At 61.7% G+C, this 25,409-nt stretch carries 17 protein-coding genes; 7 read left to right on the plus strand and 10 right to left on the minus strand.

All coding sequences use genetic code 11. The features are described 5' to 3' along the window. The 5 genes from ligA to HX803_RS25760 all read right to left on the minus strand — a co-directional run. On the minus strand, nt 1-2,268 hold a 2,268-nt coding region (gene ligA / locus HX803_RS25740), incomplete at its 3' end, for an NAD-dependent DNA ligase LigA (protein WP_178924562.1). Between the two features lie 87 nt (nt 2,269-2,355). Then, nucleotides 2,356-3,222 (minus strand): cell division protein ZipA, encoded by an 867-nt coding sequence (gene zipA, locus HX803_RS25745; protein WP_178924564.1) that lies wholly within the window; start codon nt 3,220-3,222, stop codon nt 2,356-2,358. 259 nt (nt 3,223-3,481) lie between these two features. Beyond that, on the minus strand, nt 3,482-6,970 hold the full coding sequence (smc, locus tag HX803_RS25750; protein WP_178924566.1) for a chromosome segregation protein SMC: 3,489 nt from the start codon (nt 6,968-6,970) through the stop codon (nt 3,482-3,484). 2 nt (nt 6,971-6,972) lie between these two features. Then, nucleotides 6,973-7,632 (minus strand): GntR family transcriptional regulator, encoded by a 660-nt coding sequence (locus HX803_RS25755; protein ID WP_176996315.1) that lies wholly within the window; start codon nt 7,630-7,632, stop codon nt 6,973-6,975. Beyond that, nucleotides 7,629-7,811: a hypothetical protein gene (locus HX803_RS25760; protein ID WP_178924569.1), complete on the minus strand. Its 183-nt coding sequence runs from the start codon at nt 7,809-7,811 to the stop codon at nt 7,629-7,631. The genes HX803_RS25755 and HX803_RS25760 overlap by 4 nt, the downstream gene beginning before the upstream one ends. A 101-nt stretch (nt 7,812-7,912) precedes the next feature. Here HX803_RS25760 and xdhA point away from each other — a divergent pair, with 101 nt between their 5' ends. The 4 genes from xdhA to guaD all read left to right on the plus strand — a co-directional run bounded on the left by xdhA (nt 7,913) and on the right by guaD (nt 14,025). Then, nucleotides 7,913-9,361 carry a xanthine dehydrogenase small subunit gene (gene xdhA, locus HX803_RS25765; RefSeq protein WP_178924571.1) on the plus strand — a complete coding sequence of 483 codons (1,449 nt, stop codon included), beginning with the start codon at nt 7,913-7,915 and terminating at the stop codon, nt 9,359-9,361. Next, nucleotides 9,354-11,753 carry a xanthine dehydrogenase molybdopterin binding subunit gene (gene xdhB, locus HX803_RS25770; protein ID WP_178924572.1) on the plus strand — a complete coding sequence of 800 codons (2,400 nt, stop codon included), beginning with the start codon at nt 9,354-9,356 and terminating at the stop codon, nt 11,751-11,753. Before xdhA ends, xdhB begins: the two co-directional genes overlap by 8 nt. A gap of 115 nt (nt 11,754-11,868) precedes the next feature. Beyond that, nucleotides 11,869-12,708: a xanthine dehydrogenase accessory protein XdhC gene (xdhC, locus tag HX803_RS25775; protein WP_028617496.1), complete on the plus strand. Its 840-nt coding sequence runs from the start codon at nt 11,869-11,871 to the stop codon at nt 12,706-12,708. Between the two features lie 12 nt (nt 12,709-12,720). Then, nucleotides 12,721-14,025, plus strand: coding sequence for a guanine deaminase (gene guaD / locus HX803_RS25780; RefSeq protein WP_178924575.1), 1,305 nt, complete (start codon nt 12,721-12,723; stop codon nt 14,023-14,025). Between the two features lie 156 nt (nt 14,026-14,181). On the opposite strand, the gene HX803_RS25785 is transcribed toward guaD, so the two are convergent. Continuing rightward, on the minus strand, nt 14,182-14,946 hold the full coding sequence (locus HX803_RS25785) for a GntR family transcriptional regulator (RefSeq protein WP_176996320.1): 765 nt from the start codon (nt 14,944-14,946) through the stop codon (nt 14,182-14,184). A 247-nt stretch (nt 14,947-15,193) separates the two neighbouring features. Between HX803_RS25785 and HX803_RS25790 the strand changes: the two genes are divergently transcribed. Beyond that, the gene (locus HX803_RS25790) at nt 15,194-16,384 is read left to right on the plus strand and encodes a benzoate/H(+) symporter BenE family transporter (protein ID WP_178924577.1); all 1,191 of its coding nucleotides are present in this window, start codon (nt 15,194-15,196) and stop codon (nt 16,382-16,384) included. Nucleotides 16,385-16,421: 37 nt separating this feature from the next. Here HX803_RS25790 and HX803_RS25795 read toward each other — a convergent pair whose 3' ends face one another. Next, complete coding sequence (locus HX803_RS25795; RefSeq protein ID WP_033900540.1) at nt 16,422-16,766, minus strand: YggL family protein; 345 nt, start codon at nt 16,764-16,766, stop codon at nt 16,422-16,424. A gap of 238 nt (nt 16,767-17,004) precedes the next feature. Here HX803_RS25795 and dacB point away from each other — a divergent pair, with 238 nt between their 5' ends. Further along, the gene (gene dacB / locus HX803_RS25800) at nt 17,005-18,465 is read left to right on the plus strand and encodes a D-alanyl-D-alanine carboxypeptidase/D-alanyl-D-alanine-endopeptidase (protein WP_178924579.1); all 1,461 of its coding nucleotides are present in this window, start codon (nt 17,005-17,007) and stop codon (nt 18,463-18,465) included. 123 nt (nt 18,466-18,588) lie between these two features. Here the strand turns inward: dacB and HX803_RS25805 are convergent, their stop codons facing one another. Both HX803_RS25805 and rlmKL read right to left on the minus strand, forming a co-directional pair. Beyond that, on the minus strand, nt 18,589-20,973 hold the full coding sequence (locus HX803_RS25805; protein ID WP_178924581.1) for a GGDEF domain-containing protein: 2,385 nt from the start codon (nt 20,971-20,973) through the stop codon (nt 18,589-18,591). 139 nt (nt 20,974-21,112) lie between these two features. Further along, nucleotides 21,113-23,377: a bifunctional 23S rRNA (guanine(2069)-N(7))-methyltransferase RlmK/23S rRNA (guanine(2445)-N(2))-methyltransferase RlmL gene (gene rlmKL / locus HX803_RS25810; protein WP_178924583.1), complete on the minus strand. Its 2,265-nt coding sequence runs from the start codon at nt 23,375-23,377 to the stop codon at nt 21,113-21,115. A gap of 532 nt (nt 23,378-23,909) precedes the next feature. Between rlmKL and rmf the strand changes: the two genes are divergently transcribed. Next, entirely contained in the window at nt 23,910-24,125 is a 216-nt protein-coding gene (rmf, locus tag HX803_RS25815; protein ID WP_002553055.1) for a ribosome modulation factor, read from the plus strand. Between the two features lie 263 nt (nt 24,126-24,388). On the opposite strand, the gene HX803_RS25820 is transcribed toward rmf, so the two are convergent. Then, complete coding sequence (locus HX803_RS25820) at nt 24,389-25,408, minus strand: quinone-dependent dihydroorotate dehydrogenase (protein ID WP_178924585.1); 1,020 nt, start codon at nt 25,406-25,408, stop codon at nt 24,389-24,391. Nucleotide 25,409 lies beyond the last annotated feature (1 nt).

Genomic DNA, 25,409 nt, shown 5'->3' on the forward strand with positions numbered 1-25,409 from the left:
GGAGCCCGCACCCGGCCCGGCGACCACGCAGTGGGTTTTCGCCGAAACGGAGCCGGCCACCTTGGCCCCCAGGCTCTCCAGCTTGTCCTTGGCCACGTCACGGCTCATCCGCTCCAGGGAGCCGGTGAGCACCCAGGTATGCCCTGCTTCGGGCAAGCCTTCGACGACTTTTTTCTCGCTCTGCCAATGCATGCCGAAGTCGCGGAGCTGTTGCTCGATGGCCAGGGCGCGGTTGGCGTTGTCGGGGTTATCAAAGAAGTCACGCACGGCCTTGGCCTGCTTCTCGGGCAGCGCCTGACGCATGTCGAGCCAATCGGCCTTGATCACACCTTCGAGGCTGCCGAATTTGTCCGCCAGCTTCTGCGCCGCCCCCGGGCCAACGCTCGGCACGTGCAGCTTGTCGAGCAACCCGCCCAAGGTGGTACTGGCGGCGAACTCGGCGCTCAAGTCGCCCTGATCCTGCAACTGCAGGCCGCACTCTTCAGGCGACAGCAATGCACCGATCACTTCCTGGTTATGGCTGTCTTCAAAGAAGCTGTGAATCTCATGCGCCACTTCCAGGCCCACGTCAGGCAAGTACGTCAGCACTTCCGGCAAGGCCTTCTGCACGCGCTCCAGAGACGCCAGGGAGCGCGCCAGCACCTTGGCGGTCTCCTCGCCCACATCGGGAATACCCAAGGCGTAGATAAAGCGCGCCAGGGTCGGCGTCTTGCTGTTTTCGATGGCCGTGATCAGCTTCTTGCTGGAGATATCGGCAAAGCCTTCCAGGTCGATGATCTGTTCGTACTTGAGTTTGTAGAGATCAGCCGGCGAGCCAATCAGCTTCTCGTCTACCAATTGCTCGATGGTCTTGTCGCCCAGGCCGTCGATGTCCATGGCGCGGCGCGAGACAAAGTGAATGATCGCCTGCTTGAGCTGTGCCCCACACGCCAGGCGCCCGACGCAGCGGTACACCGCGCCTTCGCTGACGGTTTCCTTGCCTTTGCTGCGCTTGACCAGTTGGGTGCGCTCAACATGGGAACCGCACACCGGGCAGCTCTCGGGAATAGGCACCGCGCGGGCGTTTTCCGGACGGCGCTCAAGCACCACGGAGACGACTTGCGGGATCACATCACCGGCACGGCGGATGATCACGGTATCGCCAATCATCACGCCCAGTCGCGCCACTTCGTCCATGTTGTGCAAGGTGGCATTGGACACGGTGACACCCGCGACCTTGACCGGCTTGAGACGCGCCACCGGGGTGACGGCGCCCGTGCGGCCGACCTGGAATTCCACGTCGAGCAGCTCGGTCAGCTCTTCCATGGCCGGGAATTTATGGGCGATGGCCCAACGCGGTTCGCGGGCGCGGAAGCCCAGTTCACGCTGGGAAGCAATGCTGTTGACCTTGAATACCACGCCGTCGATCTCGTATGGCAGGCTGTTACGCCGCTCGCCGATATCGCGGTAGTACTCAAGGCAATCCTGGATGCCCTTGGCCAGCTTCAGCTCGTGGCTGATGGGCATGCCCCACTTCTGCAGCTGTTGCAGGTTGCCGATGTGGGTGTCGCTGATATCGGTGGTCACGCCATAGCAGCAGAACTCAAGCGGCCGACTGGCGGTGATCTTCGAATCCAGCTGACGCAGGCTTCCCGCAGCGGCGTTGCGCGGATTGGCGAAAGTCTTGCCGCCGACTTCCAGTTGCGAAGCATTGAGCCGCTCGAACCCGGCCTTGGACATGAACACTTCGCCACGCACTTCCAGGGTCGCCGGCCAGCCGCTGCCGTGCAGTTTCAACGGAATATTGCGCACGGTGCGCACGTTGACGCTGATGTCTTCGCCGGTGGTGCCGTCGCCCCGGGTGGCACCGCGTACCAACTCGCCGTCCTGGTACAACAGGCTGACCGCCAGGCCGTCCAGTTTCGGTTCGCAGCTGTATTCCACCGCCGCGCCGCCGCCGAACAGGTCGCCCACCGGCAGGTCGAGACCTTCGGTGACCCGGCGATCGAATTCCAGCATAGTGGTTTCATCGAATGCGTTGCCAAGGCTGAGCATGGGGATCTCATGCTTGACCTGGGTGAACGCCGACAGCGCCGCACTGCCCACCCGCTGCGTCGGCGAATCCCGCGTGACCAGCTCCGGGTGCTCGGCCTCCAGGGCCTTGAGCTCGTGGAACAGCCGGTCGTACTCGGCGTCCGGAATGCTCGGCTCGTCGAGGACGTGGTAGCGGTAATTGTGCTGATCCAGTTCAGCGCGCAGTTCGAGGATGCGGGTGTGGGCGGCGGTCATGGGTGTTCTCTCATAAAGCAAAAGAGCAGCCGAAGCTGCTCAATATGTTAGTGCACGGATTCTACAGACAACGCTTAAGATCGAACCTCAGCGTTTCTGTGTCAGGGCGCGACGCTCGAACTCGACGATGCGCTGACGGTAGTGTTCGATGGTCTGGGCGGTCAGGACGCTGCGTTGGTCGTCCTTGAGTTCGCCATTGAGTTCCTGGGACAGCTTGCGGGCTGCCGCCACCATCACGTCGAACGCTTGTTTCGGGTGACGCGGGCCTGGCAAACCGAGGAAGAAGCTCACGGCCGGAGTGCTGAACAGGTCGATGTCGTCCAGATCGAACGTGCCCGGCTTGACCGCGTTGGCCATGGAGAACAGCACCTCGCCGTTACCCGCCATGCTTTCGTGACGGTGGAAGATGTCCATCTCGCCAAAACGCAGGCCGCTTTCCAGGATGTTCTGCAACAGTGCCGGGCCCTTGAAGCCGGCGGCGTCGCGGCAGATCACGCTGATCACCAGCACTTCTTCAGCGGCCGGCTGGTCGTTCACCGACTGGCGCGGCGCGGTGCTCTTGCCAATGTTCTCGTCCGGGAAATCATCGTCGCGGCTGCTGAAGCTCGGGCCTTCATCGACGTCGAGGTTCAGGTCGCCCTGATGCGGCTCGGCGACCGGCGCACTGTTGCGCTTGCCACGCTTGGAGGACGGCTCACGGGCTTCTCGCAGCGGTGCGCTCATCGACGGCAGGTCGTGCTCGTCCAGTTGCGGTTCTTTATGGGTATCCAGCACACGGGGCGGCCCCAGCAGCTCGGCGCTGCCGTCGTCGTCCGGCAGGTTGGACAGGTTTCGGTCCAGGCGGAACTTGAGCTTGCCCTTGCCGCCACGCATCCGGCGCCAGCCATCAAAAAGAATACCGGCAATGACAATAATGCCGATGACGATCAGCCACTCGCGCAGACCGATTTCCATGTAATCCCGTGCCTCTAATAAAAAATGCTGAAAAATAAGGGGTTTAGCACCGTGCAAACCGCTTTAAAACGTGGCGCCAACTCTATGTTCTGACTGACGTTTTGCCCACGCACACGAAAAATTGACATTAAACTAGCACGACCAAAGATAACTTTACACCGTCTGTCAAAATGCCTTGAACAAATATGTCCATTTGCCATATTTCACAGCCGGCTCCATCACCTTACATCCTGCTGAAAATTCTCTTTCAAAGCGTGGTTCAGGATTCCACCATCGCCATCGCTTCTTCCACGTCCACCGCCACCAGGCGCGAACAGCCCGGTTCGTGCATCGTCACACCCATCAGTTGATCGGCCATTTCCATGGCGATCTTGTTGTGGGTGATATAGATGAACTGCACAGTCTGGGACATCTCCTTAACCAGGCGTGCATACCGTCCAACGTTAGCGTCATCCAGCGGGGCGTCAACTTCATCGAGCATGCAGAACGGCGCCGGGTTCAACTTGAAGATCGCAAATACCAGGGCCAATGCGGTCAGGGCCTTCTCGCCGCCGGACAACAAATGGATGGTGCTGTTCTTCTTGCCCGGAGGCCGCGCCATGATCGTTACCCCTGTATCGAGTAGATCTTCGCCCGTCAGTTCCAAGTAAGCGCTGCCTCCACCGAAAACTTTCGGGAATAAGGCCTGTAAACCGCCATTAATCTGATCAAAGGTATCTTTGAAACGATTACGGGTTTCCTTGTCGATCTTGCGGATCACGTTTTCCAGGGTGTCCAGGGCTTCGACCAAGTCGGCGTCCTGGGCGTCCAGGTAACGTTTACGCTCGGACTGCTGCTGGTATTCGTCGATGGCCGCGAGGTTGATCGCGCCGAGGCGTTGGATACGTGCAGCAATGCGCTCAAGTTCTTCTTCGGCTTCTTTCTCGTTGGCCTGGGCGGTCAGGGTATTGAGCACGCCGTGCAGGTCGTAGCCGTCTTCGAGCAACTGGTCCTGCAGGGTCTTGCGGCGCACGGTCAGGGCTTGCCATTCCATGCGCTGCTGTTCGAGCTGGCCGCGGATCAGCTGGGATTGCTGCTCGGCCTGGGTGCGGCGCTTCTCGGCGTCGCGCAGTTCGCGGTCGGCGTCTTCCAGGGCAATCTGCGCGGTCTTGAGTTCTTCGTCGACGGTCATGCGTTTGTCGAGCAGCTCTTCGAGCTTGAGACGCAACTCTTCCAGCGGCGCTTCGCCCTCCTCCAGGTTGAGGCTCAGTTGCTCGCGCTTTTCGGTGAGGCGTTCGGACTGCATCTCCAAACGCTCGAGGGCCTGGGCCGTGGACGCGTGCTGAGCCTTGAGCGAACCCAGACGCACCGCCAACTGGTGAGCGTGATCTTTATGCTGACGGGCTTCCTGACGCACGCGGTCAAGGCGCTCGCGCAGGCTGTCGCGCTGGGCCAGCAGCAGTTCGCGCTGCTCGGTGTCCAGCGCCATGCTGTCGAGGGCTTCCTGCAAATGCAGGCGCGCCTCGCCAATCTGTTCGTGTTCCAGGGCGCGCTGCTCGCCCATCTCGGCGACTTCCTCGTCGAGGCGGGTACGGCGCAGGGTCAGTTGCTCGACCTTGGCTTTGCTCGCGGACAGCTGGGCTTTCAGCTCGCCTTGCTGGCGCGCTTCGTCCTGCAATAGGCGGCGCAGGTGTTCGCGGCCGGTCTCTTGCTGGCGCTGGGTGGCGCGCAGGGTTTGCAGCTGGGTTTCCAGACCTTCAAGGGTGGCTTCGCGCTCTTCACGCTCGGCGATCAGGTTGACGATCTCCTGGCCCCGGGCCAACACGCCGCTCTCTGCTTCACTGGCGCGACGCACCCGCAGGAAGTGCCGGCCGACCCAATAGCCGTCGCGGCTGATCAGGCTTTCACCAGCCCCCAGTTGACCGCGCCGGGCCAGCGCCTGCTCCAGCGAATCCACCGGTTTGACTTGACCCAGCCACGGCGACAGGTCAATCGCTGCTTCAACCTTATCCAGCAAGCTGCCCGATACTCGCATACCGTCCGCCGCAGGGCTGAGCAAACGCAAGTCACCCTGGGCAAAACCCGACAGGTCGAACCCGCCAAAATCATCCACCAACACCGCTTGCAGGTCAGCACCCAGCACGGTTTCCACCGCCAGCTCCCAACCCGCTTCCACTTTCAAGCCTTCGGCCAGGCGTGGGCGCTCGGCCAGGTGCTGGTCGCGCAGCCATTCGGCGGTACCGGTGCCGGGGTCCAGCGCGGCCTGCTGCAAGGCTTCAAGGGACGCCAGGCGCCCGTTCAAGCGCTGCAGATCACCCTGGGCCTGCTGCTGGGCCTGGGTCGCCTGTTGCAGTTGCTGACGCAGTTGCTCCAGGCGCTCCACTTGTTGTTCTTCGCTGGCTTCCAGCTCTTCCAGCGTCATTTCGCTTTCGGCCAGCTGCTCGCTCAGTTCCATGATCGCCGCGTCTTCCGGGTCGGCAGACAGCAACGCACGCTCTTCCTGCATGCGGCGCTGGCGCTCGGCCAGGCGCTCCATGCTGGTTTCCAGTTGCTGGATGCGCGACTGTTGCACCTCAGCCTGGCGGCGCGGCTCGGCGGATTGCAGGTTGAAGGTGTCCCACTGCTCCTGCCAGCCGTGCATGGTGGTTTCGGATTCTTCCAGGGCGGCGGCGGCCTCTTCGGCAGCGGCGCTGGTGACTTCCTGCTCGGGGGTGAGCATGTCCAGCTCTTCGCCGAGGGTCAGCAGCAAGGTGCGGTCATGGCCCAGGTGGGATTCGGTCTCCAGGCGCGCACGTTCGGCTTCTTTCAAATCATCCTGCAACTGGCGCAGGCGCTGCTGGCCGTGCTGGATGCTTTGCTCGACGCGGGCAATGTCGCCGCCCACCGAATAAAAGCGGCCCTGCACCAGATTGAAACGCTCGGACAGGTCATGGTGACCGTCACGCAGGCGCTCGATGCTGGCGTCAGCGTTGCGCTGCTCGGCCACCAGGGCCTCAAAGCTGATTTCCTGGGTGCCGATGATTGCTTCGCGCTGGCCCACCTGATCATTCAGCGCCTGCCAGCGCAGGGCCGACAGTTGTGCCTTGAGCTGGCGCTCTTCGCCCTTGTATTCCTGATACTTCTCGGCGGCCTGGGCCTGGCGGTGCAGGCGCTCCAACTGGCGCTCCAGCTCTTCGCGCAGGTCGGTGAGGCGAGCGAGGTTTTCATGGGTACGGCGAATGCGGTTTTCGGTCTCGCGGCGGCGCTCCTTGTACTTGGAGATGCCGGCCGCTTCCTCGATAAAGTTGCGCAGGTCTTCGGGCTTGGCTTCGATCAGCTTGGAGATCATGCCCTGTTCGATGATCGAGTAGCTGCGCGGGCCCAGGCCTGTGCCGAGGAAAATATCGGTGATGTCCCGACGGCGACACTTGGTGCCGTTGAGGAAGTAGCTGTTCTGGCTGTCGCGGGTCACTTTGCGGCGGATGGAGATTTCCGCGTAGGCCGCGTATTCGCCGATCAAGGTGCCATCGGAGTTATCGAACACCAGTTCGATGCTGGCCTGGCTCACGGGCTTGCGGCTGGTGGAGCCGTTGAAGATGACGTCGGTCATCGACTCGCCACGCAGGTTTTTCGCCGAGCTCTCGCCCATCACCCAGCGGACGGCGTCGATGATATTCGACTTGCCGCAACCGTTGGGCCCGACCACCGCCGCCATGTTACTGGGGAAGTTCACCGTGGTCGGGTCGACGAAGGATTTGAACCCCGCCAGTTTGATGCACTTGAGCCGCACGTTTAGGCGTCCGCCAACGCAGCGATGACCAGCGAGCAACTGCGCTGGCCGTAGGCCGAGAGCACTTGGCGGATCTGCACCAGGTCACGGGCGAGCACGGCGGCGAGCAGTTGCTCGAACAGCGTCAGGTACTCGCTCATCGACGCCTTGCGCTGATCCAGCGCCAGGTAATAGGCGCGGTTCATCGCCGGTTGCAGGTTCTCGACGGTTTCCTGCAGGTACGGGTTATTGGCGAAGGGGTACGCGGCGCGCATCACGTTGAAGCTTTCTTCGACGAACGCGCGGATGTCCTGGCGCTCGAAACTCGCCACCAGGCGCTGCTGGATCTGCAGGAACGGGCCCATGTCGGCCTGGGTCTGCCAGCCTTGGGCCACGGCGTTGCCCAGCAGGATGTACAGCTCGCCCATCAAGGTACACAGGCTCTGCACCTTGTGCGCGGTGAGCTCGGTGACGTGGGCGCCACGGCGCGGCAGGATCGCGATCAGGTGGCGGCGTTCGAGGATCAGCAAGGCTTCACGCACGGAACCACGGCTGACGTTGAGTGCCAGCGTGACCTTCTGTTCCTGGATCCGCTCCCCAGGCTTGAGATCGCCGCGAATGATACGTTCGGCGAGGTGGTGAGCAATTTGCTCGGCGAGACTGTCCGGCGCCTTGAACGTCATGTTTTCCCTTCAAAATCTTCTATCGGTACAAGCGCGGCAGTGTAGCGCATTGGCCCGCTGATGGCGCTACGCCCACCGTGGCGAATTTGGCATGAAATAAGCAATGTTGAAAAGCCAAAAGCCCCTGAAAACGCCGGTTCCAGAAGACTGGACCATAATTGAAAGTGTTGCGACTGCATTTTCTTGACCTTCTGGTCAGAAAATCATTGACCGAAAAGTCAGAGATGACTAGATTCGGCGCAAAGCGGTTAACAACAATAATGAGTCTGCGAGGCCTTCCGTGATCCAGTTTTTACTTAACAGGGAACTCCGTAGCGAGCACGCCCTGGACCCCAACCTGACGGTGCTCAACTACCTGCGCGAGCATTTGGGCAAATCCGGTACCAAGGAAGGCTGCGCCAGCGGCGATTGCGGTGCCTGCACCGTGGTGGTCGGCGAGCTGCATACCGATGCACACGGCGTCGAGCAGATCCGTTACCGCAGCCTCAATTCGTGCCTGACCTTTGTGTCATCCCTGCACGGCAAGCAACTGATCAGCGTCGAAGACCTCAAGCACCAGGGCCAACTGCACAGCGTGCAACAGGCCATGGTCGAGTGCCACGGCTCGCAATGCGGCTTTTGCACCCCGGGTTTTGTGATGTCGCTGTTCGCCCTGCAAAAGAACAGCGATGCCCCCGACAGCCAAAAGGCCCACGAAGCCCTGGCCGGCAACCTGTGTCGGTGCACCGGCTACCGGCCGATCCTGGCCGCCGCCGAACAGGCGTGCTGCAACAAACCGCAGGACCAGTTCGACAGCCGACAGGCCGAGACGATCGCCCAGCTCAAAGCCATCGCGCCGACGCAAACCGGCGAACTCAACAGCGGCGACAAGCGCTGCCTGGTGCCGCTGACCGTCGCCGACCTGGCTGACCTCTATGACGCCTATCCGCAAGCCCGGCTATTGGCGGGCGGTACCGACCTGGCACTGGAAGTCACTCAGTTCCACCGCACGCTGCCGGTGATGATCTACGTCGGCAATATCGACGAGATGAAGCGCATCGAAGACTTCGACGACCGCCTGGAAATCGGCGCCGCCACCGCCCTCTCCGACTGCTACGCCGCGCTGCACCACGCTTACCCGGACTTCGGCGACCTGCTGCACCGCTTCGCCTCTTTGCAGATCCGCAACCAGGGCACCCTGGGCGGCAACATCGGCAACGCTTCGCCCATCGGCGATTCGCCGCCGCTGCTGATCGCCCTCGGCGCGCAGATCGTGCTGTGCAAAGGCAACACCCGCCGCACCCTGGCGCTGGAAGACTACTTCATCGACTACCGCGTCACCGCCCGCCAGGACAGCGAGTTCATCGAGAAGATCATTGTGCCCAAGGGCCACGCGCTGTTCCGTGCGTACAAGGTTTCCAAGCGCCTGGACGATGACATTTCCGCCGTCTGCGCCGCGTTCAACCTGAAGCTCGACAACGGTGTGATCAGCGATGCCCGCGTGGCTTTTGGCGGCATGGCCGCCATCCCCAAACGTGCGAAGCACTGCGAAACCGTGCTGATCGGCGCGATCTGGAACGCTGCCACCGTGGAAAAAGCCTGCGCCGCCTTGGCCGAAGACTTCACCCCGCTGTCGGACTTCCGCGCCAGCAAGGAATACCGCCTGCTCAGCGCCCAGAACCTGCTGCGCAAATACTTCATCGAGCTGCAAACGCCACACATCGAGACTCGGGTGACCGCTTATGTCTAACCATCACGCCGTCGTTAAAACCCAGGCTGAACTGGCCGAGCTGTTCGCCCAGGACCTCACCTCCGGTGTGGGCCGCAGCGTCAAGCATGACAGCGCCGCCAAGCATGTGTCCGGTGAAGCGCAGTACATCGATGACCGCCTGGAATTCCCCAACCAGTTGCACCTGTATGCACGCATGTCCGACCGCGCCCATGCGCGCATCATCAGCATCGACACCGCGCCCTGCTACGCCTTTGAAGGCGTGCGCATTGCCATCACCCACGAAGACGTGCCGGGCCTGAAAGACATCGGCCCGCTGATGCCCGGCGACCCGTTGCTGGCCATCGACACCGTGCAGTTCGTTGGCCAGGTGGTGCTGGCGGTGGCGGCCCGCGACCTGGAAACCGCACGCAAAGCGGCGATGGCCGCCGTGATCGAATACGAAGACCTGGAGCCGGTGCTGGACGTGGTCGAGGCGTTTCGCAAGAAGCACTTTGTGCTCGACAGCCACACCCACCAGCGCGGCGATTCGGCGGGCGCATTGGCCACGGCAAAAAACCGTATCCAGGGCACCCTGCACATCGGCGGCCAGGAACACTTCTACCTGGAAACCCAGATCTCCTCGGTAATGCCCACCGAAGACGGCGGCATGATCGTCTACTGCTCCACACAGAACCCCACCGAAGTGCAGAAGCTGGTGGCCGAAGTGCTGGACGTGTCGATGAACAAGATCGTCGTGGACATGCGCCGCATGGGCGGTGGTTTTGGCGGCAAGGAAACCCAGGCCGCCAGCCCCGCGTGCCTGTGTGCGGTGGTTGCACGCCTCACCGGCCAGCCGACCAAGATGCGCCTGCCGCGCGTCGAAGACATGCTGATGACCGGCAAGCGCCACCCCTTCTATATCGAATACGACGTGGGTTTTGACGACAACGGTCGCCTGCACGGGATCAACCTGGAACTGGCAGGCAATTGCGGCTGCTCGCCGGACCTGTCCAACTCGATTGTCGACCGGGCCATGTTCCACTCCGACAACTCGTATTACCTGGGCGACGCCACGGTCAACGGCCACCGCTGCAAGACCAACACCGCGTCCAACACCGCCTATCGCGGCTTCGGCGGCCCGCAAGGCATGGTCGCCATCGAAGAGGTGATGGACGCCATCGCCCGCCACCTGGCGCTGGACCCGCTGGCGGTGCGCAAGGCCAACTACTATGGCAAGACCGAGCGCAACGTCACCCACTACTACCAGACCGTCGAGCACAACATGCTCGAAGAGATGACCGCCGAGCTGGAAGCCAGCAGCCAATACGCCGAGCGCCGCGAAGCGATCCGCCTGTACAACGCCCACAGCCCGATCCTGAAAAAAGGCCTGGCGCTGACCCCGGTGAAGTTCGGCATTTCGTTTACCGCCAGCTTCCTCAACCAGGCCGGTGCGCTGATTCACATCTACACCGACGGCAGCATCCACCTGAACCACGGCGGCACCGAGATGGGCCAGGGTTTGAACACCAAGGTCGCGCAAGTGGTGGCCGAAGTGTTCCAAGTGGAAATCGACCGCGTGCAGATCACCGCGACCAACACCGACAAGGTGCCCAACACCTCGCCAACCGCCGCTTCCAGCGGTGCCGACCTGAACGGTAAGGCCGCACAGAATGCTGCCGAAACCATCAAGCAGCGCCTGGTGGAGTTCGCCGCACGCAAATACGACGTGAGCGAAGCGGATGTGCAATTCCACAACGGCCATGTGCGGGTGCGTGACCAGATCCTGACGTTCGAGGCGTTGATCCAGCAGGCGTATTTCGCCCAGGTCTCGCTGTCGAGCACCGGCTTCTACAAGACCCCAAAAATCTACTACGACCGCAGCCAGTCACGGGGCCGGCCGTTCTACTACTTCGCCTTTGGCGCAGCGTGCTGCGAAGTGATCGTCGATACCCTGACCGGCGAATACAAGATGCTGCGCACCGACATCCTGCATGACGTGGGCGCCTCGCTGAACCCTGCCATCGACATCGGCCAAGTGGAAGGCGGCTTCATCCAGGGCATGGGCTGGCTGACCATGGAAGAGCTGGTGTGGAACAACAAGGGCAAGCTGATGACCAACGGCCCGGCCAGCTACAAGATCCCGGCCGTGGCCGACATGCCCCTGGACCTGCGGGTGAAGCTGGTGGAGAACCGCAAGAACCCGGAAGACACGGTGTTCCATTCCAAGGCCGTGGGCGAGCCGCCGTTCATGCTCGGGATTGCCTCGTGGTGCGCGATCAAGGATGCGGTGGCGAGCCTGGGCGACTATCGCCATCAGCCGAAGATCGATGCGCCGGCGACGCCGGAGCGGGTGTTGTGGGGGTGTGAGCAGATGCGGCAGTTGAAAGCTGCATCGCCTGTGGAAACTGAAACCGAGATGGCTTCGCTTTAGACCGGGGCGCTGCTTTCGCGAGCAAGCCCGCTCCCACATTTGAAATGCATTCCCCTGTGGGAGCGGGCTTGCTCGCGAAGACGGCAGAACTGACAACAGAGATGTTGAGGTGAACATGAACAACTGGATCAGCGCCCTCGCCGACCTGCAGAACCGCGGTGAACCCTGCGTGCTGGTGACCATCATCGAAGAACTCGGCTCCACGCCACGCAACGCCGGTTCCAAAATGGTGATCAGCGCCGCGCAAACCTTCGACACCATCGGCGGCGGCCACCTGGAATACAAAGCGATGCAGATCGCCCGGGACATGCTCGTGCGTGGCCAGCAGAACACCCACCTGGAGCGCTTCAGCCTCGGCGCCAGCCTGGGCCAGTGCTGCGGGGGCGTGACCGTGTTGCTGTTCGAACCCATGGGCCAGGTGCAGGCGCAGATCGCCGTGTTTGGCGCCGGCCACGTGGGGCGCGCACTGGTGCCGTTGCTGGCGAGCCTGCCGTGCCGGGTGCGCTGGATCGATTCCCGTGACCAGGAGTTTCCGGAACATATCCCGCAAGGCGTGCGTAAAATCGTCAGCGAAGAGCCGGTCGATGAAATTGCCGACCTGCCGGTGGGCAGTTACTGCATCGTGATGACCCACAATCACGCGCTGGACCTGGAACTCACCGCCGCGCTGCTCAAACGCAACGACTTCGCCTACTTCGGCCTGATCGGTTCGAAGACCAAGCGCGTCAAGTTCGAACATCGCCTGCGTGATCGCGGCTTTGACGCCGCGCAGCTGCAACGCATGCGTTGCCCCATGGGCCTCACCGAGGTGAAGGGCAAACTGCCGGTGGAGATCGCTATCTCCATCGCCGGCGAAATCATCGCCACCTATAACGCCAATTTCGGCCAGCACACCGCCAGCGCCGAACCCATTGCCAAACTGCTGCCGGCGTCACGCCGCAGCCAAGCCATTTGAATTGAGATCACCATGCCTTTGACTCGCAAAGCCTACCGTGCCGCCCTCCTGCACAGCATCGCCGACCCTGCGCAAGTGGGGATCGAAGCCTCCTATGAGTACTTTGAAGACGGCCTGCTGGTGATCGAAAACGGCCAGATCAGCGCCATTGGCCATGCCGGTGATTTGTTGCCGACGTTGCCCGCCGACATCGAAGTCACTCACTACCAGGACGCACTGATCACCCCCGGCCTGATCGACACCCACATCCACCTGCCGCAAACCGGCATGGTCGGCGCCTACGGCGAGCAGTTGCTGGATTGGCTCAACACCTACACCTTCCCGTGCGAAAGCCAGTTCGCCGACAAGGCCCATGCCGAAGAAGTCGCGGATATCTTCATCAAGGAACTGCTGCGCAACGGCACCACCACTGCACTGGTGTTTGGCAGCGTGCACCCGCAGTCGGTGAATGCATTCTTCGAAGCAGCCGAGAAACTCGACCTGCGCATGATCGCCGGCAAGGTGATGATGGACCGCAACGCGCCGGACTACCTCACCGACACCGCCGAAAGCGGCTACCAGGAAAGCAAGACACTGATCGAACGCTGGCACGGCAAGGGCCGCCTGCACTACGCGGTCACCCCACGCTTTGCGCCGACCAGCACGCCGGAACAACTGGCACTGGCCGGGCAATTGCTGGGCGAATACCCGGACCTTTACATGCAGACCCACATCAGTGAGAACAAGCAGGAAGTCGAGTGGGTGAAGGAACTGTTCCCGGAGCGCAACGGCTACTTGGATGTGTACGACCACTACAAACTGCTCGGCGAGCGCTCGGTGTTTGCCCACGGCGTACACTTGTGTGACGACGAATGCGCGCGCCTGGCAGAAACCGGCTCGGCGGTTGCGTTCTGCCCTACGTCGAACTTCTTCCTCGGCAGTGGCTTGTTCAACCTGCCGATGGCGGAAAAACACAAACTCAACGTAGGCCTGGGCACCGACGTGGGCGGCGGCACCAGCTTCTCGCTGCTGCAAACCTTGAATGAAGCGTACAAGGTGATGCAGTTGCAGGGCGCGCGGTTGAGCCCGTTCAAGTCGCTGTACCTGGCAACCCTGGGCGGTGCCCGTGCGCTGCGCTTGGAAGACAAGATCGGCACGCTGCAGCCGGGCACCGATGCGGACTTCCTGGTGCTGGATTACAACGCCACGCCGTTGCTGAGCTATCGCTTGAAACAGGCGAACAACATCGCCGAGACGTTGTTTGTGTTGATGACGCTGGGGGATGATCGGACGGTGTTGCAGACGTATGCGGCGGGGCAGCTCGTACACCAGCGCTAATTTCAGGTACACCACAAAACCCAATGTGGGAGCGGGCTTTTGTGAGAGCTGGCTCGCCTGCGATGCAGACACCTCGGTCTTTCTGTTAGACCCAGGTGATGCCATCGCAGGCAAGCCAGCTCCCACACAAGCCGGCCCCCACATTTTTTATTGGGATCAGAGTTTGATCGAGGAGCGCCCTGGCTTCTTGGTCTGCAACAGGTGCGAAAACACCGCATGCAAATCATCCGACGCGCTCTCTTCATCGAGGTTGAGCTTGCTGTCGATGTGATCCATGTGGTGCATCATCAAATCCACCGCCAGCACCGCGTCCCGCGCTTCGATCGCATCGATCAACTGGGTGTGTTCATCGTAGGAGCAGTGCGAGCGGTTGCCGCTTTCGTACTGGGCGATGATCAACGAGGTCTGGGACACCAGGCTGCGCTGGAAGCTGATCAACGGCGCGTTCTTCGCCGCTTCGGCCAGCTTGAGGTGGAATTCGCCGGAAAGACGAATGCCCGCACCGCGATCGCCCCGGGAGAAACTGTCGCGCTCGTCGTTGACCATCTGGCGCAGTTCGGCCAGTTGCTCGGCGGTGGCGTGCTGCACCGCCAGCTCGGTGATCGCGCGCTCCACCAGACGCCGCGCCATGAACACCTGGCGGGCCTCTTCGACACTCGGGCTGGCAACCACGGCACCGCGATTGGGCCGCAGCAGCACCACGCCTTCATGGGCCAGGCGCGACAGCGCACGGCGAATGATGGTGCGGCTGACGCCAAAGATTTCGCCCAGTGCCTCTTCACTCAATTTGGTACCGGGTGCCAGGCGTTGTTCAAGGATCGCCTCGAAGATATGCGCATAGACGATATCGTCCTGGGTTCCGCTGCGACCGGCCTTGCCAGCTCGCGGTTGTTTCTTGAGAGGTTGCAACTGTTCGTTCATGGGCACTCGGGTTTGGAGAACGGCGGCGAATTGACGGTAATGCGGCAGCTTTATCGTAATACGGCAACAGCGTGTCGCTGGCAAGTATCACCTAAAACCAGGGCACATTGTACACAACCGGTTGCGCCAACACACTGTACGGCTGTTTGCGGTGTCGGCTGTATTGCAATGAGTGGTTACGTTTGAGTTTAGGCTTGAATCCGCGCCTTCATCGGTAAAAAGCCTCAGGTAAAAGGAACACCTCGCCATGACACACGCCACCCAAGCGCCGTTGCGCCCGTTGGCCGACACTTCGCCGTCCGCCGTCGTGGCCGGTTTCATCGCCATGATGACCGGCTACACCAGCTCCCTGGTGCTGATGTTCCAGGCCGGCCAGGCGGCTGGCTTGACCACGGCGCAGATTTCCTCGTGGATCTGGGCGATCTCCATCGGCATGGCAGTGTGCAGCATCGGCCTGTCCCTGCGCTATCGCACGCCGATCACCATTGCCTGGTCCACCCCCGGCGCGGCGCTGTTGATCACCAGCCTGGGCGGCGTGAGTTATGGCGAAGCCATCGGTGCCTACATCACTTGCGCGGTGCTGGTGACGATTTGCGGGCTGACCGGCAGCTTTGAAAAACTGGTCAAGCGTATCCCGGCATCGCTGGCGGCGGCCTTGCTCGCCGGCATCCTGTTCAAGATCGGCAGCGAGATCTTCGTCGCCGCGCAGCATCGCACCGGCCTGGTGCTGGGGATGTTTTTCACTTACCTGGTGATCAAGCGCCTGTCGCCGCGCTACGCGGTACTGGCCGCATTGGTGATCGGCACCGCACTGTCGGGGCTGATGGGGTTGCTGGATTTCAGCGGCTTTCACCTGGAAGTGGCGACGCCGGTGTGGACCACCCCGAACTTCTCCCTGGCCGCCACCATCAGCATCGGCATCCCGCTGTTTGTGGTGGCCATGACCTCGCAGAACATGCCCGGTGTTGCCGTGCTGCGCGCTGATGGCTACACCGTGCCGGCCTCGCCGCTGATCACAGCCACCGGCTTGGCTTCCCTGGTGCTGTCGCCCTTCGGTTCCCACGGCATCAACCTGGCGGCGATCAGCGCGGCCATCTGCACCGGCCCCCATGCCCATGAAGACCGCAACAAACGCTACACCGCGGCGGTGTGGTGCGGTGTGTTCTACGGGATTGCCGGGGTGTTTGGCGCTACCTTGGCGGCATTGTTCGCCGCCTTGCCCAAGGAACTGGTGCTGTCGATTGCAGCCTTGGCGCTGTTTGGCTCGATCATCAATGGCTTGAGCATTGCCATGAATGAGCCGAAGGAGCGGGAAGCGGCGCTGATCACCTTCATGGTCACCGCGTCTGGCTTGACGCTGTTCTCCATCGGTTCGGCGTTCTGGGGGATTGTGGCGGGGGTGTTGACGCTGCTGATTCTGAACTGGCGCAAGGCATAAAAAAACGGCGACCCTCAGGTCGCCGTTTTTTTGAGTATCACTTAGCCGCGTTGATCGGCTTTTCCGGATACCACACGTCCAGCAGCGGGCTGACTTCAGCGCTTTTCAGTTCGCTGCGGCCTTTGAGCCAGCTTTCAACAGCTACGCGCTGTTCTTCGTTGACCGAGCCACGCTTCTGCAGGCAAACCAGACCGAAGTCATCGCCGCCAACATAGCCCAGGCCATTGGCTTCCATGGCTTCTTTAATGAATGCTTCGAGGAAAGCGTCGGTCGCTTCTTCACTCAGGTCTTCTTTGAAGTCCAGGTTCAGTTCGAAACCCAGCTCTTGAAATTCATCAACGCACAGTTTTTTGCGCAGACGCTGGGAACGGTTAGTCGCCATTGGAACAATCCTCTTAAGTAATAACGGGCGGCACTTTAGCAGTTTAAGGCGGCGATTGCCCGACTCTCTGGGACAGGCGGCCATTGACCCGCAAAAAAAACGCCCAATACCAGCTATCGTTCAGCTACAAGTGGATCCACCTTGGGGCATAATGCCGACACTTTCATGACCATTGAGGGATTTTTCCTATTTACCCCTCGCCTTTTTCACCCTCCTCAGCAGTAGGGTTTTACTTCTTATGATCAAATCTTTGCGTCCCTTTTTGCTTGCCAGTGTTCTCCTGCCCCTGGCCTTTTCCGTCACCGCCGCCCCGATCAACAACACGCTGCCGCCGAATGTCCAACAGGCCCTGCAGAAAGCCAAGATTCCCAACACCTCCCTGTCCCTGGTGATGCTGCCGCTCAACGGCCCCGGCACCCCCACCGTGTTCAACGCCGACGTATCGGTCAACCCCGCCTCCACCATGAAGCTAGTGACCACCTACGCCGCCCTGGAAATGCTCGGCCCCAACCACCAATGGAAAACCGAGTTCTACACCGACGGCACCCTCAGCGGCGGCGTGTTGCACGGCAACCTGTACCTCAAGGGTGGCGGCGACCCCAAGCTGAACATGGAAAAGCTCTGGCTGCTGATGCGTGACCTGCGGGCCAACGGCGTGCAGCAAGTCACCGGCGACCTGGTGCTGGACCGCGGCTTCTTCAACCAACCGCAATTGCCGGAGTTCAACGACGACGGCAACGACGAGAACAAGCCGTTCCTGGTCAAGCCGGACGCCCTGTTGGTCAACCTCAAGGCCCTGCGCTTCGTGACCCGCAACGATTCGGGCCGGGTGATCGTGTCGGTCGAACCGCCGATTGCCAGCATTCGCATCGACAACCAGGTGAAAGTCTCCAACGCCAAGCAGTGCACCGGCGACGTACGCTACAACCCGGTCACGGCGGCCGATGGCAGCGTCACCGTCACCGTCAGTGGCCAACTGGGCGATGGCTGCAGCTCGCAGACCTACCTGTCGCTGCTTGACCACGCCACCTACACCGCCGGTGCCGTGCGCGCGATCTGGCAGGAACTGGGCGGCACCATCCAGGGCCGTGATATCCAGGCCCCCGTGCCCAAAGATGCCAAGGTGCTGGCCCGCGCATTCTCGCCGGACCTGGCCGAGATCATCCGCGACATCAACAAATACAGTAACAACACCATGGCCCAGCAGTTGTTCCTGAGCCTGGGCGCGCAGTTCCGCAACGATGCCGACGGCGACGACGCCAAGGCTGCGCAACGCGTGGTGCGCCAATGGCTGGCGAAAAAAGGCATCACCGCGCCGCACCTGGTGATGGAGAACGGCTCCGGCCTGTCCCGCGCCGAACGGGTCAGCGCCCGTGAGATGGCGGCCATGCTGCAAGCGGCCTGGAAAGGGCCTTACGCGGCGGAATACATCAGCTCGCTGCCGATTGCCGGCACCGACGGCACCATGCGCAAACGCCTGAAAACCACGGCCATGCGCGGCGAAGCCCACGTGAAGACCGGCACCTTGAATACCGTGCGCGCCATCGCCGGGTTCAGCCGCGACAACAACGGCAACAGCTGGGTGGTGGTGGCGATTCTCAACGACTCGAAACCGTGGGGCGCTTCGTCCGTGCTGGATCAGGTGTTGCTCGACCTGTATCGCCAGCCCAAAGCGGTGGCCGCCGCCCCGGTCCTCTAGGCAGCACGCAACACCCAGTGGGAGCGGGCTTGCTCGCGAAAGCGTTGGATCAGTCGATACATCTGAGACTGACACTGCGTATTCGCGAGCAAGCCCGCTCCCACAGTTGTCATGCGTCGAGGATCAGGCGCTCAGCCGTTCAGCCTCCACACGGTCCCGACCCGCCTGCTTGGCCATATACACCGCCGAATCCGCGCGCAGCAACAGCCCATCGATGCCTTCATCGACCCGCCAACTGGCCACGCCAAAGCTCGCGGTCACCACCCCAACCGACTCCATCGGCACACTGCGCAAGGCCTGCCACAGTTCCATCGCCAGGCTGTAGGCCTGGCCTGCATCGGTGTTGGGGCACAGCACCACAAACTCTTCGCCCCCCAGGCGGCAGAACACGTCGGTGCGGCGCAGGCGCTGACTGATGCGCTTGCACACTTCCTGCAATACACCGTCGCCCACTCCGTGGCCGTGCTGATCGTTGATGCGCTTGAAGTGGTCAATGTCGAGCATGATCAACGACAACGCCCCCGAGGTGCGGTTGAGCCGGCTCATCTCGGCCTTGAGGCGATCCTGGAAATAGCGCCGGTTATGGATGCCGGTGAGGGAGTCGGTAATCGAGAGCGCACGCAACTCCTCCTCCACCCGCTTGAGGTCGGAAATGTCCGACACATAGCCATGCCACAACGTACCGCCGCCCGGCAGTTCTTCTGGCGTCGCTTCACCCCGAATCCAGCGCAGGCCGCGTTGCGGCAACAGCACGCGATACTCTTCGCGCCAATGGCTCAACTGCAAGGCTGACAGGCGAATCGACACCCGCACCCGCTCTGCGTCCAGCGGGTGAATGCGCTCGAACACCTTGCTCGCGTCCTGCTGCAGCACCCCCGGCTCGATTTCATAGATATCGCGCATGCCATCGCTGGCGTAGATGAAACGCCATTGGTCCTGGGGTTCCAGGGTGAATTGGAAGATCCCGCCGGGCACGTGAGCGCTGAGCTTTTTCAGCAGGCGGTCGCGTGCGGCCAAGGCTTCGTAGGCGCGTTTCTGCTCGGTGACATCCAGGTAGATCGCCAAGTGCCCGATCCACAGGCCATGGTCATCCAGCAATACAGTGCCAAGCATATTCACGGTCAGTTGGCTGCCGTCCTGGCGCAGCAGCGTCCACTCCCTGGCCTCGTGCAGATTGTCCGGGCTTTCCACCAGCATCGCCTGGCTTGGGGGAATGCGTTTGCCCAAGGTCACGCTCAAGCTGGCGGCGCGTGCGTCCAGCTCCGATGCCAGGTGCAGGCTTTCCAGGGTCATGCGCCCCAGCACCGCGTCAGCCTTGAACCCCAGCATCTGCTCGGCACCGGCGTTAAAGGTATTGATCACCCCACGCAAATCCGTGGCGATGATCGCGACCTGGGTGGCGGCGTTCAGCACACTGCGCAATTGCCCGTGTGCGCCCCGCAATTCCTGCTCACGCAAACGCAATTGTTCAGTGCGCTGCTCGACCATCTTCAGCGCCCGCTGGCGCTGGCTGACCAACACATAAAGCAAGGCACTGAGCAACAGGCTAAGCAGCCCGCCCATGGTCAAGATGGTGCTCAGGGAGGAGTGATTGGCCAGGTCGAACACCTGGCTCGCCCGCAGGTTCAGGGCATAGACATGATCGCCCAGGCTGAGACGGCGCGCGGCCGTAAGATCGCTGTCGCCCACCGCGTTGCTGGAAGCGTAGAGCACGCGTTGCTGGGTGTCGGAAGTGTCGATGATCTGCATCACCAGGTTGTCGCGGTTCGGCTTGGGCAAGCCGTCGGCAACCAGTTGGCGCATGCTGATCACCGCCATCACAAAACCGAAGGGCTCGGTTTCCGACAGCTTGCTGACCGGCGCCACCAGCAGCACGCCGGCAGCATAAGCGGGCTCAACGCCCACCAGTTGCATGGGCTGGGACACCGCAGGCTTGCCAGTCTTTTGTGCACGTTCAAGGGCCGAACGCCGCAGGGGTTGGGCCAGCAAGTCAAAGCCCAGGGGCGAACCGAGCAGGCTCTGGGTCTGGCTGTACAACACCGGTACGTATTCATCGCGCTCGGCAGCGGGAGCCAGGTCGCCCGACGAGTTCAGCTCCCGAATGCTGAAAGGCGTGCCGCGCTGACGGGAGATTTCCTGTTCAAACTGGCTGCGTTGGTCGCGAAAAATCCGAGGCGCCCAGGCATAGGCCCGGGCGCGCAACAGCAGGGGTTGGGCGAAGCCGTCAAACTCTTCGCGGGAGACATCATCGGAGTTGACGAAGAAACGCCGCAGGCTGCCCAGGCGTTGTTCCTGGTCCTCGAAGCGCTCTTGAAGACGGGTGTAGCGTTCGTTGACGAGCAGCTGGAAACGTTGGCGAACCTGCTGTTGATAGAGGTCGGCAGCCGCCCACGCGATGATGGCCGTCAGCGAGCAACCGGCCAATAACACCACCAATGCCACCAGCCAAGCCGACGCCTGCTCACTGATAAAGCCAAGGATTTTCGGGCGGACGGCTTGCATCGGCATAGGCAACACTCACAACGCCAGCGTGCGGGGGGTGTCACTTTGGCTAGGCCTTAGTTATAGCTAGCGGCCCAGGGTTTGACCAGCGTAAAAAAGCCGCAAACCCGGAATTATCAGGCTTGCGGCTTTTGTGTCACGGCGATCAGCGCGCGGTGATTTTCCACGCCCGATGGATCTTGGCATTGCGCGCAAAGTCCGGGTCGATGGTCTTGTCGCTGATTTCCTCGACCGCGTAGCGTTCGCTGAGGTTGTCCTCCAGCGCGAACTTGCGGAAGTTGTTCGAGAAGTACAGCACGCCGCCCGGTGCCAGGCGCGCCATGGCCAGGTCGAGCAACTGCACGTGGTCACGCTGTACGTCGAAGATGCCTTCCATGCGCTTGGAGTTGGAGAAGGTCGGCGGGTCGATGAAGATCAGGTCGAACTCATCGCGGCTGGCCTCCAGCCAGGCCATCACATCACCCTGCTCCAAGCGGTTCTTGTCGGAGAAACCGTTGAGGGAGAAGTTGCGGCGGGCCCAGTCCAGGTAGGTCTTGGACAGGTCGACGCTGGTGGTGCTGCGCGCGCCGCCCTTGGCTGCATGCACACTGGCGGTCGCGGTGTAGCAGTACAGGTTGAGGAAGCGCTTGCCGGCCGCTTCCTTCTGGATGCGCAGGCGCATCGGGCGGTGATCGAGGAACAGGCCGGTGTCCAAGTAGTCGGTGAGGTTGACCAGCAGCTTCACGCCGCCCTCGCTGACCTCGGTGAACTTGCCCTGGGCGCTCTGGCGCTCGTACTGCTTGGTGCCGCTCTGGCGCTCGCGGCGCTTGACCACCACGCGGCTCTTGTCGATGTTCAGCGCCTGGGGAATGGCAGCCAGGGCATCGAACATACGCGCGGAGGCTTTTTCCGGGTCGATGGATTTAGGCGCGGCGTATTCCTGCACATGCACCCAATCGTGGTACAGGTCGATGGCCATGGAGTATTCCGGCATGTCGGCATCGTACACACGGTAGCAATCCACGCCTTCACGCTTGGCCCACTTGCCCAGCAACTTGAGGTTCTTCTGCAGGCGGTTGGCGAACATCTGACCGCCTTCACTCAGCCGCGCTTGCTCGACCACAGGTGCCGGTGCGGGTTTGATCGGGTTGCCGTTCTTGTTGTATTGGCGCTCTTGCGGCGCAGCCGGGGCTTGATCATAAGCGGCTTGCTCACGCTCGGCCTGGCGCTGCTCCGGGGTGCGGCGCTCGCCGGTGACGAACTGATCCGGGTTGACCTTGATCAGCAGCAACTTGCACGGCAATGCGCCGTTCCAGAACGAATACTGCTTGTGGCTGCGGATGCCCATACGCTTGCCCAGGTCGGGCGCGCCGGTGAACACCGCCGCCTCCCAGCCCATGCACGCTTGGCGCAGACGCTCGCCGAGGTTCTGGTAGAGGTACAACAGGCTGGCTTCATCACCCAAACGCTCGCCGTAAGGCGGGTTGCAGATGACCAGGCCTTTCTGGTTCTGGTCCGGGCGCGGCTCGAAGGTGCCGACTTCGCCCTGGTACACCTTGATCCAATGGCTCAGGCCAGCACGCTCGATGTTGTTGCGCGCGGGCTGGATCAGACGCGGATCGGCTTCGTAGCCCCGGATCCACAGCGGCGGCTTGTTCATGCCGATGGCGGCACGTTCGGTGGCCTCGGCGTGCAACTTCTTCCACAACGCCGGGACGTGACCCAGCCAGGTGGTGAAGCCCCACAGTTCGCGGTTGAGGTTGGGGGCCATGTCGGCGGCGATCATCGCGCCCTCGACCAGGAAGGTGCCCACGCCGCACATCGGGTCGCTCAGCGCACCGCCTTCGGCAGCAATGCGCGGCCAGCCGGCGCGGATCAGGATTGCGGCAGCCAGGTTTTCCTTCAGCGGCGCCGCGCCCTGCTGCAGGCGATAGCCGCGCTGGTGCAGGCTGTGGCCGGACAGATCAAGGGAAAGAATGGCTTCGCCACGGTCCAGGCGCAGGTGGATGCGCAGGTCCGGGTTGATCTTGTCGATGGACGGGCGCTCGCCGGTCGGCGTGCGCAGTTTGTCGACGATGGCGTCCTTGACCTTCAAGGCGCCGAAGTGGGTGTTGTCGATGCCCGAACCGTGACCGCTGAATTCCACCGCCAGGGTGCCATCCGGCACCATGTGGTCGGCCCATTCGATATCCAGCACGCCGTGGTAGAGGTCCTCGGCGTCCTTCATCGGGAAGCGCTTGAGCACCAGCAACACGCGGTTGGCCAGGCGCGACCAGAGGCACAGGCGATAGGCGGTTTCCATGTCGGCCATGCCGCGCACGGCCGAGGTGTGCTCGCGGGCGTCCTCAAGGCCAAGCCCGACGGCTTCCTCGATCAGCAGGCCTTCGAGGCCCTTGGGGCAGGTGAGGAAGAGTTCAAAACGGTCCGACATGGGGCATTCCAGGCTTTTCAGCAATAAATGAACGGGCGACGCATCGCCGGCTCGGTTTTCAATCAAGCACTTTTCTTGAAGAGTGCTCGCGTGGCACGAATGTGCCGTCCCACCCCGGCTGCCGGGCCTTTGGGCCGTGATTGCCGGGGCAGATAAATAAACGATGGCAACAAAAAGAAATATTCCGACCCTTCGTCGAATAATAACCGACTGCAACGAGCGGGCATTCTCACTAAAGGATTAAACCCATCCTCTATGCAGGGTGCATCATAGCTGGCTTTGCCAGACAAATGGGGCGAAAAGCCATCCCAGCTTATGGCTATAGCATCGTTATCGTTACGTGCTTATGACAAAACGGTCATTGAATCCATGTGACCTATTGGTTAGAACTCAACACAGGTTGGCGCCGTAACGACGCCGACACATTGGCTCGCCACGCCGGCAGCGAGCCCACCAACGGCAGAAAAACTCTGCCCGGCCTCGGACGAGGCCGAAGGATATCTAGACAGTCAACAAGTGAGGGAAACACCCTATGAGAAGACTTAAGCGTGATCCGTTGGAAAGAGCATTTTTACGCGGATATCAATATGGCGTTCATGGAAAATCCCGTGAGCTTTGCCCATTTACTCTACCGTCGGTACGCCAAGCCTGGATCAACGGCTGGCGAGAAGGACGCGGCGACAACTGGGACGGTATGACTGGCACTGCGGGCATCCACAGACTCAACGAACTTCACGCCGTCGGCTAATCAGGGCACTTAATTCCGACACACCACCTTTGGATTTGTAACGACTTACCATGCACGCCCCATCCGGGCGGCGGGCTTCGGCCCAGGGGGCTCCTTTATGGAGCCCTTTTTATTGGCTGGGAAAAACTACCCGACGTACTCGGACTCACTGTGGGAGCGGGCTTGCTCGCGAAGGCGTTCTTTCAGTCGAAACTTGTTTCACTGACCCACCGCTTTCGCGAGCAAGCCCGCTCCCACACAAGCCTGCTCCTGCAATAGAAGCATCAGCGCAGTGCAGCGATCGCATCCACCGACTGGCGAATCAGTTCCGGGCCCTTGTAGATAAAGCCCGAGTACAACTGCACCAGGCTGGCACCGGCCGCGATTTTCTCGGACGCATGCTTGCCTTCGGTGATGCCACCCACGGCGATGATCGGCAGGCGCCCCGCCAACTCGGCGGCCAGTACCTTGACGATATGAGTGCTCTTGTCACGCACCGGCGCGCCCGACAGACCGCCCGCCTCGTCACCATGGGCCAGCCCTTCGACACCGACACGGCTGAGGGTGGTGTTGGTCGCAATCACAGCGTCCATGCCCGAATCCACCAGGGCCTGGGCCACCAGTATGGTTTCTTCATCGCTCATGTCCGGGGCAATCTTGATGGCCAGCGGCACGCGCTTGCCGTGGCGCATGGCCAGGTCTTCCTGGCGCTGACGCAGGGCTTCGAGCAATTGCTTGAGGGAATCGCCGAACTGCAGGCTGCGCAGGCCCGGGGTATTGGGCGAACTGACGTTGACGGTGACGTAGCTGGCGTGGGCGTAGACCTTGTCCAGGCAGATCAGGTAGTCATCCACCGCACGTTCAACCGGGGTGTCGAAGTTCTTGCCGATATTGATCCCGAGAATCCCCGTGTACTTCGCCGCCTGCACCCGTGACAGCAGGTGATCAACCCCCAGGTTGTTGAAGCCCATGCGGTTGATGATCGCCTCGGCTTCCGGCAGGCGGAAGATGCGTGGCTTGGGGTTGCCCGGTTGTGGCCGTGGGGTCACGGTGCCGATTTCGACAAAACCGAAACCCAGCTGTGCGAAGCCATCGATGGCCGCGCCGTTCTTGTCTAGGCCGGCAGCCAGGCCGACCGGGTTGGGGAAGTCCAGCCCCATCACCGACACCGGCATTTTCGCCGGCGCCTTGCATACCAGGCCATTGAGCCCCAGTCGGCCACCGGCACCGATCAGGTCCAGGGACAGATCGTGGGAGGTTTCCGGAGAGAGTTTGAACAACAGCTGGCGGGCCAGGGTATACATG

The organism is Pseudomonas sp. P7548 (assembly GCF_013386585.1).
Taxonomy (GTDB): Bacteria; Pseudomonadota; Gammaproteobacteria; order Pseudomonadales; family Pseudomonadaceae; genus Aquipseudomonas.